Source organism: Tateyamaria sp. LSS28 (genome assembly GCF_059611725.1).
Genome location: NZ_JCAPFI010000001.1, coordinates 208,412 through 224,008, shown reverse-complemented (window position 1 = coordinate 224,008; position 15,597 = coordinate 208,412). Strand labels below are relative to the sequence as shown.

At 58.9% G+C, this 15,597-nt stretch carries 19 protein-coding genes and 1 tRNA gene; 7 read left to right on the top strand and 13 right to left on the bottom strand.

What is annotated here, in order from left to right; translation table 11 throughout:
- Position 1 precedes the first annotated feature (1 nt).
- Entirely contained in the window at positions 2-562 is a 561-nt protein-coding gene (phnH, locus tag AC53L6_RS01270; RefSeq protein WP_496906514.1) for a phosphonate C-P lyase system protein PhnH, read from the bottom strand.
- Entirely contained in the window at positions 562-1,017 is a 456-nt protein-coding gene (gene phnG / locus AC53L6_RS01265) for a phosphonate C-P lyase system protein PhnG (protein ID WP_299599891.1), read from the bottom strand. The genes phnH and phnG overlap by 1 nt, the downstream gene beginning before the upstream one ends.
- A gap of 102 nt (positions 1,018-1,119) precedes the next feature.
- Here phnG and phnF point away from each other — a divergent pair, with 102 nt between their 5' ends.
- Positions 1,120-1,833, top strand: coding sequence for a phosphonate metabolism transcriptional regulator PhnF (gene phnF, locus AC53L6_RS01260; protein ID WP_299208680.1), 714 nt, complete (start codon positions 1,120-1,122; stop codon positions 1,831-1,833).
- Positions 1,834-1,915: 82 nt separating this feature from the next.
- Entirely contained in the window at positions 1,916-3,097 is a 1,182-nt protein-coding gene (locus AC53L6_RS01255; protein ID WP_496906513.1) for an alpha-D-ribose 1-methylphosphonate 5-triphosphate diphosphatase, read from the top strand.
- A gap of 1 nt (position 3,098) precedes the next feature.
- On the opposite strand, the gene AC53L6_RS01250 is transcribed toward AC53L6_RS01255, so the two are convergent.
- The 7 genes from AC53L6_RS01250 to AC53L6_RS01220 form a co-directional block, all read right to left on the bottom strand.
- Positions 3,099-3,716, bottom strand: coding sequence for an LbetaH domain-containing protein (locus tag AC53L6_RS01250; protein WP_496906976.1), 618 nt, complete (start codon positions 3,714-3,716; stop codon positions 3,099-3,101).
- The gene (phnE, locus tag AC53L6_RS01245; RefSeq protein WP_496906512.1) at positions 3,716-5,035 is read right to left on the bottom strand and encodes a phosphonate ABC transporter, permease protein PhnE; all 1,320 of its coding nucleotides are present in this window, start codon (positions 5,033-5,035) and stop codon (positions 3,716-3,718) included. Before phnE (AC53L6_RS01245) ends, AC53L6_RS01250 begins: the two co-directional genes overlap by 1 nt.
- On the bottom strand, positions 5,032-5,913 hold the full coding sequence (gene phnE, locus AC53L6_RS01240) for a phosphonate ABC transporter, permease protein PhnE (RefSeq protein ID WP_496906511.1): 882 nt from the start codon (positions 5,911-5,913) through the stop codon (positions 5,032-5,034). Before phnE (AC53L6_RS01240) ends, phnE (AC53L6_RS01245) begins: the two co-directional genes overlap by 4 nt.
- 63 nt (positions 5,914-5,976) lie before the next feature.
- Positions 5,977-6,882: a phosphonate ABC transporter substrate-binding protein gene (phnD, locus tag AC53L6_RS01235; RefSeq protein WP_496906510.1), complete on the bottom strand. Its 906-nt coding sequence runs from the start codon at positions 6,880-6,882 to the stop codon at positions 5,977-5,979.
- A 51-nt stretch (positions 6,883-6,933) separates the two neighbouring features.
- Positions 6,934-7,755, bottom strand: coding sequence for a phosphonate ABC transporter ATP-binding protein (phnC, locus tag AC53L6_RS01230; protein ID WP_496906509.1), 822 nt, complete (start codon positions 7,753-7,755; stop codon positions 6,934-6,936).
- Positions 7,756-8,074: 319 nt separating this feature from the next.
- Positions 8,075-8,150: transfer RNA gene (locus AC53L6_RS01225), tRNA-Ala, on the bottom strand.
- 90 nt (positions 8,151-8,240) lie between these two features.
- A complete protein-coding gene (locus AC53L6_RS01220) occupies positions 8,241-8,573 on the bottom strand; it encodes a TIGR02300 family protein (protein ID WP_496906508.1) in 333 nt (110 codons plus the stop codon).
- Between the two features lie 154 nt (positions 8,574-8,727).
- Between AC53L6_RS01220 and AC53L6_RS01215 the strand changes: the two genes are divergently transcribed.
- On the top strand, positions 8,728-9,420 hold the full coding sequence (locus tag AC53L6_RS01215) for a M48 family metallopeptidase (protein WP_496906507.1): 693 nt from the start codon (positions 8,728-8,730) through the stop codon (positions 9,418-9,420).
- A 31-nt stretch (positions 9,421-9,451) separates the two neighbouring features.
- Complete coding sequence (locus tag AC53L6_RS01210) at positions 9,452-10,102, top strand: GntR family transcriptional regulator (RefSeq protein WP_299208830.1); 651 nt, start codon at positions 9,452-9,454, stop codon at positions 10,100-10,102.
- On the opposite strand, the gene AC53L6_RS01205 is transcribed toward AC53L6_RS01210, so the two are convergent.
- The gene (locus AC53L6_RS01205; protein ID WP_496906506.1) at positions 10,103-11,065 is read right to left on the bottom strand and encodes an acetyl-CoA carboxylase carboxyltransferase subunit alpha; all 963 of its coding nucleotides are present in this window, start codon (positions 11,063-11,065) and stop codon (positions 10,103-10,105) included.
- Positions 11,066-11,123: 58 nt separating this feature from the next.
- Positions 11,124-11,717 carry a LysE family translocator gene (locus tag AC53L6_RS01200; RefSeq protein WP_299599884.1) on the bottom strand — a complete coding sequence of 198 codons (594 nt, stop codon included), beginning with the start codon at positions 11,715-11,717 and terminating at the stop codon, positions 11,124-11,126.
- A 72-nt stretch (positions 11,718-11,789) separates the two neighbouring features.
- On the opposite strand from AC53L6_RS01200, the gene AC53L6_RS01195 reads away from it, so the two are divergent.
- The gene (locus AC53L6_RS01195; protein ID WP_299702305.1) at positions 11,790-12,242 is read left to right on the top strand and encodes an Lrp/AsnC family transcriptional regulator; all 453 of its coding nucleotides are present in this window, start codon (positions 11,790-11,792) and stop codon (positions 12,240-12,242) included.
- 9 nt (positions 12,243-12,251) lie between these two features.
- On the opposite strand, the gene AC53L6_RS01190 is transcribed toward AC53L6_RS01195, so the two are convergent.
- Complete coding sequence (locus AC53L6_RS01190; RefSeq protein ID WP_496906505.1) at positions 12,252-12,719, bottom strand: DUF302 domain-containing protein; 468 nt, start codon at positions 12,717-12,719, stop codon at positions 12,252-12,254.
- 110 nt (positions 12,720-12,829) lie between these two features.
- On the opposite strand from AC53L6_RS01190, the gene AC53L6_RS01185 reads away from it, so the two are divergent.
- Positions 12,830-13,306: a lytic transglycosylase domain-containing protein gene (locus AC53L6_RS01185; protein WP_299599881.1), complete on the top strand. Its 477-nt coding sequence runs from the start codon at positions 12,830-12,832 to the stop codon at positions 13,304-13,306.
- Positions 13,307-13,369: 63 nt separating this feature from the next.
- On the opposite strand, the gene AC53L6_RS01180 is transcribed toward AC53L6_RS01185, so the two are convergent.
- Positions 13,370-14,329, bottom strand: coding sequence for an L-malyl-CoA/beta-methylmalyl-CoA lyase (locus AC53L6_RS01180; protein WP_496906504.1), 960 nt, complete (start codon positions 14,327-14,329; stop codon positions 13,370-13,372).
- A 256-nt stretch (positions 14,330-14,585) separates the two neighbouring features.
- On the opposite strand from AC53L6_RS01180, the gene dgcN reads away from it, so the two are divergent.
- Entirely contained in the window at positions 14,586-15,584 is a 999-nt protein-coding gene (gene dgcN / locus AC53L6_RS01175; protein WP_299208655.1) for an N-acetyltransferase DgcN, read from the top strand.
- Positions 15,585-15,597: the final 13 nt, after the last annotated feature.

Sequence of the window (15,597 nt, the reverse complement as noted above, 5' to 3'; positions counted from 1 at the left end):
GTCAGGACACCTTTGTGCTGCGGGGCAGGGCAGCGATTTGCGCCCCGCATGTGAACATGAAGTCCAGCCCAAGTGGGAAGAGCGTAGCATTGCGCTGGAACGCCTCCAGACCAGGCAGGTTGAGCCGCGCGACGTCCTTGATGCCCGGTCCTTGCAGTGTTGCTCCTTCCGCCTTCAATACAGGCAGGTCGACAATGACAGTGGTCGACCGGTCGGGATATTCTGCGGTGCCGACCGCAAGATTGGACAGGTCGATATCCTCCCAATTTCCCAGAACGAATTGAGCGTTGGCGGCATCAACCAGAGGCGCGCCCGTCTGAAACGTTACCCAATCGCGTACGGCTTGGACGTTGTAATGTCCCGCCAAGTGTATGCCAGTGTCGTGGTCGGCGAGGGTTATCAGAACGGTCCCTGCCGCGACGGACAATGGGGCGGGCGGCACGGCCCCCGCGACATCGCAAATCGTTCCAGGACAGGCCATGGCGCGCATGATCCCGCGAAAAGCCTGTGCGCTTTCCTGGGGCGGGTCGGTGAAGCCGCCTGCCAGACTTGAATGCTCCATCAGTCCTCCCCTCGTACCATTGTAAAGAAGTCCACCTTGGTCGCCGCCGCCTTTGCGCCTCGCGTCGCGCGACGTTGTTCAGCGGCTTTGCGCAAGGGCGCAATGATTGAGGCGTCGACGTCCATTGCATCAACAGTCTGCATGAGAGCATCGGCCAAAGCAGCTTGCGTCGCGTGGTTCTTGTCGCGCCCTTGAACATAGCCATGGCCCACTTCTCCGGAAGCGAGGCGGATGGAACAGCGCGTGACGGTCATTTCGCCCAGATTGAACGGTGCGCCAACCGCACCGGCGCGGCCACGGACCATCACGGCGCCAATCTCCGGGGCACGCAGCACCTCGTGTGCCGGATCGTAGCCAGCTTTGGTCCAGAGGTTTGCAAGGTCAGTCGCCGGGGCCTTGGACAACACCGATAACCATGCCTTTCGAGCTGCATTTGGGTCGCTTGATCCGTCCATCTATACACCTTGCGAAGTTGTTGAGATTCCTATACAACTAGACAAATTATAGGCGAGTCGCTTCGCCACGTCCACCGACTTGATGTGAAAGTTCCGTGACACATGGCGCGCACGCCCATCTGGAAATCCATTGCGGATACCCTCTCCGGCGAAATTGCCGATGGCCTGTACAGTCCCGGCGACAAACTTCCGACCGAGGCGCAGCTATCGGCCCGGTTTGGCGTGAACAGGCATACGGTGCGCCATGCGCTGTCTGCCCTGGTCAAATCTGGAACCGTACACACACGTCGTGGGGCGGGCGCATTTGTTGCGCAAACGCCGACCGACTATCCTATTGGTCGACGCGTGCGCTTCCACCAAAACCTCAGGGCCGCCGGCCGCACCCCGGGCAAACAGGTTCTGTCGGTTATTACCCGCCTTGCCAGCTCGAAAGAGCAGGAGGCGTTGCAGCTTGGAGAAGCCGCGCAGGTACATGTTTATGACGGCCTCAGTTTTGCCGATGATCAACCTATCGCGCTGTTCTGTTCGATCTTCCCCGCTGCGCGGTTTCCTGACCTTCCGAGGGCTTTGGAAGCGTCGGGCTCGGTCACCGCGGCGCTGAAGTCTGGTAAGGTCTCCGACTACACACGCGCATGGACGCGATTGACGGCCACAGCCGCGACCGCAACGCAGGCCCTTCACCTCCGACTTGCCGAAGGAGCACCGCTGTTGCGCAGTGTCGGCGTGAATGCCGACCTGACCGGGCAACCGATTGAACTGGGGCGGACATGGTTCGCCGGGGACCGCGTTACGCTGACCTTGTCAGACGACATGTGAAAGTTCTGCGATGTCACGGCGCTGACATATCCACAGGCTATTCTATCCAGACGAGTATCAGCACAAGTGTTCGAGCAGATTGATGCACCAGTCTTATCCTTCCATGCGCCTTGTCGGTGCACGCGTTTTGCGCGGTGATGCATTGGTCGATGCACCCGTTAGTGTCGCAGACGGCATGCTGGTCGATGCGGCGGATCGTGATTTGAACCTGCACGGATACCTGGTTATGCCAGGCATCATTGATTTGCACGGCGACGCATTCGAGCATCACATGGCGCCACGGCCGTCAGCACCTTTCCCATTGCAAACCGGCCTCGTCGGGACCGACCGAGATGCTGCCGCCAATGGCGTAACGACGGCCTGGATGGCTCAAAGCTGGAGCTGGGAAGGCGGTCACCGCAGCCCTGACTATGCCGAAGCGTTCCTTGCCGCCCTCGCGGCCTATCGCCCGCAGATGCAGACCGACCTTCGTGTGCAGATCCGGTGCGAAACGCACACGATGGACCATCAGGATCGATTGCTGGCTGCGATCCGGGAGCATGGGATCGACTATGTTATCTTCAACAACCATCTCGACGAGGCCGTTGAGCTGGCAACTGCCAAGCCGGAGGCAATAACCGTCTGGGCGGCCAAATCAGGGCGCACGCCGGATGAGCATATGGTCCTGGTCAGGGCAGCCAAGGAGCGGGACAAGGATGTTCCCCGGTATCTGTGCAATCTCGCCTCAGCCTTTGATCGTCTCGGTGTGACGTATGGGAGCCATGATGATCAGGATGCTGCCACCCGTGAACGCTATTCCATGATCGGGGCAAAGGTTTGTGAGTTTCCAACCTCCATGAAGGCCGCGGTCGTCGCCCGCACATGGGGAGACCCGATCCTCATGGGCGCTCCAAACGTGGTGCGTGGTGGCAGTCAGTCAAACAACATTGCGGCTGCCACGCTGATCAGCGAAAGCGCGTGTGATGCGCTTGTGTCCGACTACTACTATCCCGCCTTGGCGCAAGCCGCATTTACCTTGGCCGACCAAGGTCTGCGGAGCTTGCCTTCCGCTTGGGGCATGATTTCGTCCCGCCCAGCCCAGATCATGGGGCTGGATGATCGCGGCACCCTGGACGTCGGAAAGCGTGCGGATTTGACCATCATCAATATCTACACACGTCAGATAGAAGCGACCATGGCGGGTGGTCGCTGGACACATCTGTGTGGTGATGTTGCCAACCGCGTCAGTGCGCTGCATGCGTCGCTGTCGGTCGCAGCGGAATAACTCAGAGGCGTTCGTATTTTTCCAGAAAGGCTTCGGCGTTCAGGTGGCGGAAGTCATCAAGCCTTGTGCGCAAGGTGGCGTGATCCCAATCCCACCATGCCAACGCCATCATGCGATCCGCGACACCCGTCGCATACCGGTCGCGGAGTTTGCTGGCGGTGACCCCGCCCACGATGGTGTAAGGTGCCACGTCCTTGGTCACAATGGCGCCGGATGCGATGACGGCACCATGGCCGATGGTCACGTCGGGCTTGATTTGCGCGTTGTGGCCAATCCACGTGTCGTGCCCGACAAAGGCGCGCCGTGACGCCCGATGTGCGAACCAGTCCGCGTCATCCATGGCATCGTCCCAGTAACTCGCTGAACGATACATAAAATGGTGCAGTGATGCCCGATCCAACGGGTGGTCTGTCGCCCCGATGCGGACGAAGCTGGCGATGTTGGCGAACTTGCCTACCGTCACGTTGGCCAGGTCGCAGAACCTGTCGCAATAACTGTAGTCACCCATCTCCACTTGTGCGAGCCGAGTGTTCTGACCGATCTGGGTGTACCGGCCCAGCGTTGTGTTCACGGCTTCCACTTGCTCATGCAAGTATGGCTCTTCGCGCAGTCGTGGGATCAATGTCCGTCTTTACCCCCTTTGATCAGCTTGCGCCGCAGCAATCCCGATAGCCAGTCCATAAAAACGACCATCACGACAATCAGCATAATGTAGTAACTAACCTCTTCCCAATCCTTCTGGGTGATGATGGCTTGTGTAAGCAACAGTCCGATACCGCCGCCAGTGATGGCGCCGATAACTGTGGCGCTGCGGGTGTTGGATTCAAGGAAATACAAAATCTGTGAAATCAGCACCGGCGTGATCTGCGGGATCACACCAAACCGGTAGCGCTGGATCGGTTTCGCACCGGTCGATTGCACACCTTCGATCTGCTTCTTGTCCACGTTTTCCAGCGCTTCCGAGAACAGTTTGCCAAAGGTGCCAGTGTCCGTGATCAGGATGGCCAACGCTCCCGTCAACGGACCAAGGCCAAATGCGCGCGACAGGATAATCGTCCAGATCAACGCATCCACCCCGCGAATAAAGTCGAACAAGCGCCGCGTTGCCATGCGCACAGCCACCAGTGGCGCAAAATTGCGCGCAGCGAGGAAAGCCAAAGGAAGCGCGACGATGGCCCCGCCCATGGTTCCAAGAAAGGCCATCAGGATGGTTTCAAAAATGGCCCAGGCCACATCGCCATGCCGCCACATCTTGTTGGTCCAGAAGTCCTGCGCGATGGCTCCGGCCTCGCCACCAAAGGCGCGGCCGACCACTTCGCGGAACCCGAGGCCATGGTAGGGGCTGTCGAGTGTGAAAAAGAACAGTTCCCAGCCGACAAAATACCGGAACACCTCGGTGCGGTTGCGGGTGATCGACAGACGACCGGCTTCTGTCGTCACGGCCACGCGGTTCTTTGATGCGTTAACCCAGTCTGGAATGTCGCCCGTCGGGTAATTCTGGATAACGCCTTGCGATCGGGACACTTCGAATGTCATCAGCCCATATCCGGGCACGTTATATGTCACGCCATTGTTCGCGGGCAGGTAGGTGACGATGTGACCACCTCCCAGATCAATGATTGTCTCTTCGCCAAGTGCCACCCAGTCCGGGCTGGCCCCTTCGGCGTAGGCCCCTTTGCTTTCGCCCTCGATTGCGACACGCACCGTGCCATTTCGGTTGTCGCGGGTCACATGGACCTTGTGACTGTAGGTGTCGGCCATCAGCGCGCGTGCATTGGCTCCGCTGGCCCTGGCAATCAGGTCGGGGACACCGAATGCAAAGAAGACATAGGCCAGATAGGTCAGAACCAGAGCGGGCAGGGCAAAGCTGACGATCCGCTTGCGGGACATCACACGGTCTGCGGACCCTTTCAGGTCGGCGGTGTCTAGCATGGTCATGCGCGGCGCTCCGGTTTGGCCCCGTGGGTCAGTCGATCCCGGTAGTGGCTTGAGGTCTGGTCAATCACGACGATGGTGATGAACAACAGAAGGAAGATCGCGGCGGCTTCGTCGTAACGGCCTTGCCCCCAGCTGATGGCGTTCTTGAGCTCGTAACCAAGCCCGCCCGCGCCCACAAAGCCCAGAATAGCAGAGGCGCGCACGTTGATTTCGAACCGCAACAGCGCGTAGCTCAGCCAATTGGGTGCAACCTGAGGGACGATGCCAAGCGCCATCTTTTGCCCCCAAGCGGCTCCGACCGATGCCAGGCCATCAAGCGGTTTCAGGTCTGCATTCTCGTTCACTTCCGAGAACAGCTTGCCCAACGCGCCCGCTGTGTGGAGTGCAATGGCGATCATCGCCGGAACCGGGCCACCGCCCAGGATGAAGATCAGCACCAGCGCCACAACAATCTCGGGAATGGCGCGGCTGATGTCCATGATGCGGCGAAAGACCGGGATCAGAACGGGGAAACACGCCATGCCGCGTGTCGACAGCAGGGACAGGAAAATAGCTGCGATGGCGCCGATCAAGGTGGCGGCGGCGGCAATGTTCACCGTTTCAATCAGGGCCGGAAAGAAGGTCACGAAATGGCCCGGCAACTCGGACAGTTTGCCACTCGCCTCGATCACCAGCTCCGCAGGGTAGTCAAAAAAGTTGTCCAACCCGCCCCAAAAAGATCCGGCATTGCGGCCCCCCGCGACAGAGAACCCGGCGACCATGAGCGCTATGAATATGATCAACAGGATAAAGGAATAAAGACGCTTTTGTCGGGTCAACGCCAAGTAATCGTCTTGGATGCTGCCCAGATCGCGGATGACCGCAGTTGTTTCTACCATGCCCATACCCCAATAAATTACCGGGCCCCCAATTTCTGGGGACCCGGCAGACACACACTCAAATCAGTTTGATTTGGCTTTACGTGCTTCGATGACAGAGACGTACGCCTCGTGGGTGATCGGGTCGAAGCCCAGGCTTTCACCGGCCGAGATGCTGTATGTGCAGTCTTTGTCCGTGTCGTACATGTTGTCGACCAGCGCGATCATCTTTGCTTTGACGTCTTCGGGTAGGTCCTTGCGCAGAACGATGGGACCTTCCGGGATCGGCTTAGATTTCCAGATTTGCACCAGGTCGTTCATGTCGATCAGGCCCGCGTCCACGGCTTTGCGCAAGGCGCCCGAGTTGTAACCGTCTTCCCAGTTGCCCTGGCCGTCTGCCCAGGTCACGCCAGCGTCGATGTCACCGTTGTTGACCGCAACGATGGTTTGCTCGTGACCGCCGGTGAACTTGACCTCGCCAAAGTAGTCGCCGGACTCCATTGTGATCTTGTCAGCGGCCTGCGGGATTTCGATCGAAGGGATCAGATAACCGGAGGTCGAGTTGGGGTCACCAAAGCCGAACACTTTACCTTCCATCTCGTCCAGGTTGGTGATGTTGCTGTCGGCACGGGCAAACCCGATCGAATGATAGCCGTAAGAGCCGTCGAGGTTGATCTTGACTAGCACGGGCTCAACCGCGTCGGGGTTCTGCAGATAAGTCGCTGCATAAGACGAGGCACCCAGCCATGCCATGTCCAGCGTGCCACCAACCAGACCCTGGATCACACCTGCATAATCGGCAGGGGCAAAGAGCTTGGTTTCAACGCCCAGAGTTTCCTCTGTGTAGGCGCGCAGGCACTCATTCGAGTTCAGGCGATCCTGAGCGTTCTCACCGCCCAAAAGGCCAATGCGGAATTCGGTGATGTCTTCAGCCGAGGCGACTGTCGCCAGTGCTGTGGTTGCCAGGGCGGCAGCGGTGATCTTTTTCATGGTTCTCTCCGTTGGAACGAAAAATCCCCGCCGGATGGGCAGGGACGAAGGTCAGACGTAGGCCTCGGCCTCCATCTTGGCTTTTTCCGAAGCGTCGAGTGTCTCGATCTCGGTCGAGGTTGCGCTCTCGGAAAACTCGGCGCCGGCGCCATAGATTTCGCGGGCCATGGATGTGGTCAGCTTGTCAGGCGTTGCGTCAAATACGATCCTGCCCGCCCGCATACCGATCACGCGGTCACAATAGCGCCGCGCTGTATCCAGCGTGTGCAGGTTTGCGATGACCATGCGGCCATCTTCCTCGTGGATGCGTCGCAGGGCCTGCATCACGACCTGTGCGTTCATCGGGTCGAGAGAGGCAATAGGCTCATCTGCAAGGATGATCTTTGGGTCCTGCATAAGCGCGCGGGCAATCGCAACGCGCTGCTGCTGACCGCCAGAGAGGGCTTCGGCCCGCATTGGTGCATGTTCTGCAATGCCCAGCCGATCAAGGATGTCGATTGCGCGATGAATGTCTTCGGTTGGGTACAAATTGAACAGGGTCGCGACCGTCGACCGGCGGTTCAAAGTGCCATGAAGCACGTTCGAGACCACATCCATCCGCGGGACCAGGTTGAACTGTTGGAAGATCATCGCGCATTGGCTTTGCCACGCGCGCTTTGCCGCACCTTTCAGAGCGGTGATGTCCTGCCCTTCGAAATGGATCGTGCCGGACGTGTGATCGGTGAGACGGTTCAACATCCGGAGCAAGGTCGACTTGCCCGCGCCAGAGCGTCCAATGATACCGATCATCTGGGGGCGGTTGATTTCAACCGATGCAGTATCAACTGCTATGTTCTGCCCAAATGCTTTGGTCAGCCGTTCGATCTTAAGCATACCATTCCCCGGTTTTATGCCCGGGTGTATCGGCGGTGTTGGATTCGAAAATGTATCAGATAAGCGAAATTTTTGTGACACGGCTGCGTGTCGCTACAGCGATGGACCATCCCAAAAGCCTGATTGAACACCTGCGTTCCGACTGACTTCGTCGCAGACAACATCCTTATAAAATCGGCGTCGTCGCACAGCATCAGAAAGACTGAATGCTGAGCCATGGCGGGATCGAACCGCTGCACTCACAGTGGCAGCACAGCAGACGCGCGCAAGTCAGGGCCTGACATTGATGCCGCATTCTGCGTGATTTGCGAGAGAGGGATGGTGGAGCATAGCGGGATCGAACCGCTGACCTCCTGCATGCCATGCAGGCGCTCTCCCAGCTGAGCTAATGCCCCATCCTGTGTGGCTGTTTCCAGCCGTGCGCTGCTGATTAGGCGCTTTGCCAAACGGGATCAAGCGAAAAAGACCCCGTTTGGCTCATGCGTTTACGACTCGTCTTCTTCGACTGCCACGTCTGCCAGCTCGTCGAGCGGGACGTTGTCTTCGTCGTCGTCATCATCATCCAGCAGATCATCATCCAGCTCGACCTCGACATCGTCGTCGTCCAGCACCTGATCCTCCCCGTCCGCGACGGTCTTGGCCTTGTTTTTGGCCGATGCGGCATCTTCGGCGTCCGCCGCGATCATACGGGTTTTCGTGCTGTCGACCTCGACCGCATCACCGGTGTAGGGGCTGATGATGGGTGTCCAGTTCATATCGTAGAACCGTTTTCCGGTCGTCGGACATAGTCGTTTCGTGCCCCATTCTTCCTTTGGCATGTGTCATCCTCTTGTATGCGCGTAGCCCGGTCCGGCGCTGTGAAAGCGGGTAAAAGGGCGTGCCTCGTGTTGCGGCGATTCTGGGCAAGTGCCATAAGGTCGGGACGGAGTCAAAGCCTTATGGGTAGGTGTTGGCCCGCGATGCGGAGATGGGATGGCTGAACGGGTACTTCAAGGACGCCCTGACATTGTTCTGACGTTGCGCCGGTCCACGCGGGCGCGGCGCATTACCTTGCGTATTTCATCCTTGGATGGTCGCGTCACGTTGACTTTGCCAACGCATGTCGCCGAGCGAGAGGCGTTGGACTTCGCGCGCCAGAAGGAGCTTTGGATTCGCAAACATCTGGCGGCAAGGGTCGAGGATGTGATTGTCGGCGCGGGAACACGTTTGCCGGTAGAAGGGCAGCAACGCAGCATCGCGCAAGGCACCGGTCGGCGGGTCGTGATGACGGATGACGCATTGCTGGTTCCCGGCGCGCCAGAGACGGCCCCTGCTCGGGTCGTCGGGTTTCTCAAGGCGCGTGCGCGTGATGCGCTGGCCGACGCCTGTGATGACTATGCGCAGCGACTTGGTCGATCCTACAACGGCCTGACCCTGCGCGATACGCGATCCCGTTGGGGGTCATGTTCGTCGGCAGGCCGGTTGATGTTTTCATGGCGCCTCATTCTCGCGTCGCCCGAGGTTTTGAACTACGTGGCGGCTCACGAGGTGGCCCACTTGGAACAGATGAACCACTCACCAGCCTTCTGGAATGCCGTGTCACGCATTCACGGACCCTATGATGCGCAGCGTCGGTGGCTGAGGACTGAAGGTAACACCCTGCATCGCTTCCGTTTTGCCGATTGACCCGCGTCACGTCGTGTGATCACAAAAGATGATGCAGCAGGTTCCACGCACCCGAGACACCGCGTCCGCCGCCCATGACCGCGTTTATCGTCGTCTGCGGACACGCATCATGCATGGTGATATCGCCCCCGGGCAGGCTTTGACCTTGCGCGGGATCGGCAAGCAGTATGACGTATCCATGACCCCCGCCCGCGAAGCGGTACGCCGTCTGGTGGCCGAAGGCGCGTTGACCCTGTCGCAGTCCGGACGCGTCTCGACGCCAGAACTATCCAATGAACGGATCGAAGAGCTCGCTGCCCTGCGCGCTTTAATCGAGGTGGAGTTGGCGACCCGGGCTTTGCCGCGCGCGCACCTTGCCCTGATCGAACGATTGCAAAGCATCAACGGCGCCGTGGCAGAGGCTGTCGCCCACCGCGACGCTGTCAGTTACATCCGTACGAACCTCGAATTTCACCGCACTCTCTATTTGCGGGCTCAGGCGCCTGCGATGCTGGCAATGGCGGAAACGGTGTGGTTGCAGATGGGCCCGACCATGCGGGCGCTTTACGGTCGGTTGCGACGGACCGAGCCGCCGCGATACCACCGCTTGATCATTGCAGCTTTGCGCGCGGGTGACGAACCCAGTCTCCGCCTTGCGGTGCGGTCTGACGTGACGCAGGGGCTGCGGATGCTGGCCAGCTGATCAGGCAGCGAGCCCGGTGCTGCCAAGGCTCAGGAATTTTTGCCTGCGGTCGCTGACAAGTGCCGCGCAATCCTTGCCGTCAAGTTCATCCAGCATCGTGGACAGGGCGTTGCCAACAGACGCAATGGTTGCGTCACGGTGTCGATGTGCGCCGCCCACGGCTTCGGGGATGATGCGGTCTGTCACGCCCAGTTGCTTGAGATCTTGCGCTGTTAGGCGCAACGCTTCAGCCGCTTCACGCATCTTTTCCGCATCTTTCCAAAGGATCGAGGCGCACCCTTCGGGGCTGATCACCGAGTAGACCGAGTGTTCGAGCATCGCGACCCGGTTCGCGGTGGCAAAGGCCACGGCCCCGCCCGATCCACCTTCACCAATCACCACGGACACCAGCGGCACACCGATCTGCAGGCACTTTTCGGTTGAACGCGCAATGGCTTCGGATTGGCCGCGTTCTTCCGCCCCTTTGCCCGGATACGCGCCGGGTGTGTCGACAAGCGTGATGACTGGCATGTTGAAACGGTCCGCCATGTCCATCAACCGGATCGCTTTGCGGTAGCCTTCGGGACGGGCCATGCCGAAATTGCGTTCTATGCGGGATTTGGTGTCATTGCCCTTTTCGTGTCCAATCACGACGACAGGCCGATCGTCCAGGCGGGCCAACCCGCCCATAACGGCGTGATCGTCTGCAAAGTTCCGGTCGCCCGCAAGCGGAGTGTATTCAGTGAACAGCGCCTCGATGTAGTCGCGGCAATGGGGGCGGTCTGGGTGACGCGCCACTTGGCATTTGCGCCAAGGCGTCAGGTCACCATACAGATCCTCAAGCATCTGTACCGCTTTGGCATCAAGCCCGGCGGCCTCGTCGGTGACGTCCATATCTTCGTTTTGGCGTGCGAGGGCCCGCAACTCTTCTGCCTTGCCTTCGATTTCAGCCAAGGGTTTTTCGAATTCAAGATACTGCGTCACGCCTGCGTCCCCGATGCGATTTTTCGCTATATGGCGGCAGGATGCAGCATTTGCAACGTTATGGAAAGATCACGGGGTAGAGCGACGCGACCAGAAGCGCAGCCATGGTCCAGTTGAATGCAGTCAGACGGGCCGGATTTGTAAGTACCCGCGCCATCTGTTGGCCGAGCAACGTCCATGAACTGACCGATGGAAAGTTGATCGCGCCAAAGACGATTGCCACAAGAGCGATCGCCCAAAGTGTCGTATCAGGCGTGTAGACGGTCACGGCTGTCAGGGCCATCGTCCATGCCTTTGGATTAACCCATTGAAAGGCGGCCGCTTGGAGGAACGTCATGGGCGTACCCTTTTCAGCGCCATCTTTTACGGGCGCCGCGGTCGCAATCTTCCATGCGAGGTACAGAAGATAGGTCACCGACGCCACTTTCAGGACCGTGTGGCTGGCGGGATATGCGTCAAACACCTGAACAAGTCCGGCACCGACCAGAAGCACCATGAACACAAAGCCCAACCCAACGCCCAGCATATGTGGGATCGTCCGGCGAAAGCCGAAATTTGCGCCGGACGCCATAAGCATCAGGTTGTTGGGTCCAGGTGTGATGGAGCTGACAAAGGCAAACGTGGCCAAGGCAGTGAGGAGATCATACGTCATGCACAATAAATGCGGTAAGATCAGGCGAGATAGATTGCGAAATGAATGAATCCTAGCCTATCTTTGCAACTAATGATGAAGATCGATCAAATAAATGACCAGATATTGCAAGAGCTGAGCCGTGATGGCCGGATCAGCAATATCGAATTGGCGGATCGCGTGGGCCTGTCGCCGTCCGCTTGCTTGCGGCGTGTTCAAGAGTTGGAGCGGGCAGGGGTCATTGCCGGGTACCGTGCCGTGCTGGACAGAACCAAGATGGGCATTGGCTTCGTCGCCTATATCGGTGTTGGGTTGAACGACCATTCAAAGGCCAGTCAGGAAGCATTTGAACGTGCGATCTCGCGCGCGCCCGAGGTGCGCGAATGCCACAACATCACAGGCACAATCGAATACCTGTTGCGCATCGAATGTGCCGACCTGCCCAGTTACAAGACATTTCACACCGACATGCTGGGCGCACTGCCGCAGGTGAATGCCATTACATCCTATGTGGTTATGGGGTCACCGAAGGATGAGCGCGCCTAGCGTCACGCTTTATTGCGTGGCTTGGTCCGAGATCGCTGCGAAGATCGCGTCCAGGTCCTGCGCAAGAGTTGCGAGTTCCGGGCCAGCTTCCTCTGTGTAGGGCGCAAATACGCTCGATGGCGTCTTATAGCTGAGGGTCGCTGTCCCATCCGCATTTTCGGTCACGTAGACGCGCACTGGCGCTTCGATCATTGCGGCTGTCGACAGGTTCAGGATGTTGACCGCATAAACGTTGTTGAACAGCCCGATCACCCGGTTGCCTGGAATGGTAATCCCCCGGGACTTTGCAGCTCCGGTAGGGCCAGCTTGGGTAACGACACCCATTTTATTCGCTTTGGCCGCCGTTTTGACATCCGCGATCAACTGATCGTAGCTCTTGGTTGTTGGCGTGACGGACCAACCTTCGCGCGGTGCAATCTCGGCTTGAGCGGCGAGTGGTGGCAGGATCAGTGCGAGGATGGCGAGTGTCAGGCGCATGGACGTCTCCGATGGTACAATGATCCAAGCAGGGAAGCATGTGAGCGAGGACTTGCCCAATCACGTCTGTGTGCGTGGTGCATAAGCCCGACTGCTATTAGTCATCCCTCATGACACGATTTATCCTGATGTGCATTGTGGCCTTGGTCGCCGCTTGCTCGAGCCCCGAACCAGAAGCGCCGCCGGTATCTGCGGTTCCGCTCTATCCAAATGAAACGCCCGAACTGCGACAACAGATCGAGGCTGCTGCAGCGGCAAATGACGTGCCCGTCGCCTTGGTGCAGCGCGTCGTCATTCGTGAAAGCACACACAGGCCGGGGGCACGGAACGGGCCTTACTACGGCTTGATGCAAATATTGCCCGCCACGGCGCGCAGTATGGGATTTCGGGGGCAACCGAACGACCTGCTCGACGCGGAAACGAACCTGAAATACGCGACACGCTACCTGCGTGGGGCGTGGCTGGTGTCGGGGCAGGACATGGATGCCGCGGTGATGTGGTACGCGCGTGGATACTACTTTGAGGCCAAGCGGTTGGGTCTGATCGAAGAGACAGGCGTTGATGGTCGCAAGGTCTGGCCGGATTGAGGACGCCGGGTGGACGCTGTTTGCCGTTGGCAAAGGCGCCCCAGCCGCCGTCCCGTTTGGTGTCTAGCTGCCAGCGATCATCTCTGATTGCCGCACGATGACTTCCGCCTGTTTGATCGAGGCGATGTCGACAAGACGGCCCTTGTAGACGGTTGCGCCTTCGCCTTTGGCCTTGGCCTCTTCCATGGCGGCGAGGATCTCGCGGGCTTCGGCCACGGCCTCCTCGGACGGTGTGAACACTTCATTGGCCAACGTCACTTGTTTGGGGTGGATCGCCCATTTGCCAACCATGCCAAGCGTTGCAGACCGCAGGGCCTGTGCCCGGAAGCCTTCGTCGTCCGAAAAGTCGCCGAAGGGTCCGTCCACTGGCAGCACGCCGTGGGTGCGGCAGGCGGCGACAATGGCGGCCTGTGCCCAATGCCATGGGTCTGACCAGTGTTTCTGTCCTTCATGCATCATGTAGTAGTTGGCTTGCGTCCCACCGATCCCGGTCGTGGCCATGCCCATCGATGCCGCGAAATCGGCCGCGCCCAATGACATGGCGGCCAGCCGGGGCGAGGCGGCGGCGATGTCCTCAACATGTGCGATGCCGGCTGCGGATTCGATGATGACCTCAAACGTGATTGGTTTGCTGCGTCCCTTGGCGGCCTCGATGGATGTCACAAGCGCATCGACGGCGTAGATGTCGGCGGCATTGCCCACCTTGGGGATCATGATCTGATCCAGCCGGTTACCCGCCTGTTCCATCAGATCCACCACATCGCGATACCAATAGGGGGTATCAAGGCCGTTGATGCGGACTGATAGGGTTTTGGTGCCCCAGTCGATATCACCGATGGCATTTATGACGTTCGCGCGGGCACTGTCCTTGTCGCTCGGTGCGACGCTGTCTTCGAGGTCAAGGTTGATGACGTCCGCTGCCGACGCTGCCATCTTTTCAAAGATGGCAGGGCGCGATCCTGGGCCAAAGAGTTGGCAACGGTTTGGACGGGCCGGAGGCGTGGGTTGAAGGCGAAAAGACATGGCGCACCTTTGGTAAGATAATTTCGTATGAGGTTACTTGGCTGGTATTAAATTGCGCACCGGTTCGCAAGGCGCATTTTGCAGGTGCAGCATGGCACGGCGATTCTGCTGCCTTCATAAGCGAATTCGAAAGAAACGCTTCTCATTCCCCATATCGCGCAAGATTATTCGACATATTGTAAGATATGAGAGAGTTTCACGATGCGATTGTGTGCGGTATCGATAGAATACCGCGCAACGACGAAGGGGATGTCAGATGATTCAAACACCGTATCTATTGTTCCTCGGCGATGCGCCGGATCAGTTGGCTGCAAAAGTGGCACAAGGGATCAAGGACTGGCGTCCCGAGAATGCCGTGGGTCAGATCCGGCTGGAGGGCTGCGGCGCCGATATGGGGCTGACAGACATGACCCTCGAGGAAGGTCTGGCCGCAGGTGCCAAGACCCTCGTGATTGGCGTCGCAAATCGCGGCGGTGTGATCTCTGATGCCTGGAAGGTCGTGCTCGTGAAGGCGTTGCAGATGGGGTATGATCTGGCCGCTGGCCTGCATAACCTGTTGCGGGACGAGGATGAATTGCAAGCGGCCGCACGGGTCAATGGCTGCACGCTGCACGATGTGCGCATTCCCACGATTGCCTACCCCATTGCCAACGGGAAAAAGCGCAGCGGCAAGCGCGTATTGGCCATCGGCACGGATTGCTCCTGTGGCAAGATGTACACCGCCATGTCGATGGATGCAGAAATGCGCAAGCGCGGCATGAATTCGGATTTCCGGGCAACGGGTCAGACGGGTATTCTGGTCACGGGCAAAGGTGTGCCACTGGACGCCGTGATTGCGGACTTCATGGCGGGTGCGGTCGAGTATCTGACACCTGACAATGATGATGACCACTGGGATCACATCGAAGGGCAGGGCAGCCTGTTCCACGTCTCGTATTCCGGTGTAACAATGGCCTTGATCCATGGCGGTCAGCCAGACGCGCTGATCCTGTGCCATGAACCAACCCGCACCCACATGCGCGGACTGCCCCACTACGGGCTGCCTTCGCTGGAACAATTGCGCGATACGGCGCTGCCGATTGCCCGTGTTGCAAACCGGGATTGCTTTGTCGCTGGTGTGTCGGTGAACACAAAGGCACTCGACGACAACGCGGCACGCGCATGTCTGGCAGAGATAGAAGACCGTATGGGCCTGCCTGCTGCCGATCCGTTCCGCTTTGGGGCTGGCAAGCTGGTTGACGCACTGGCATCCTGAGGCAACGACGTTG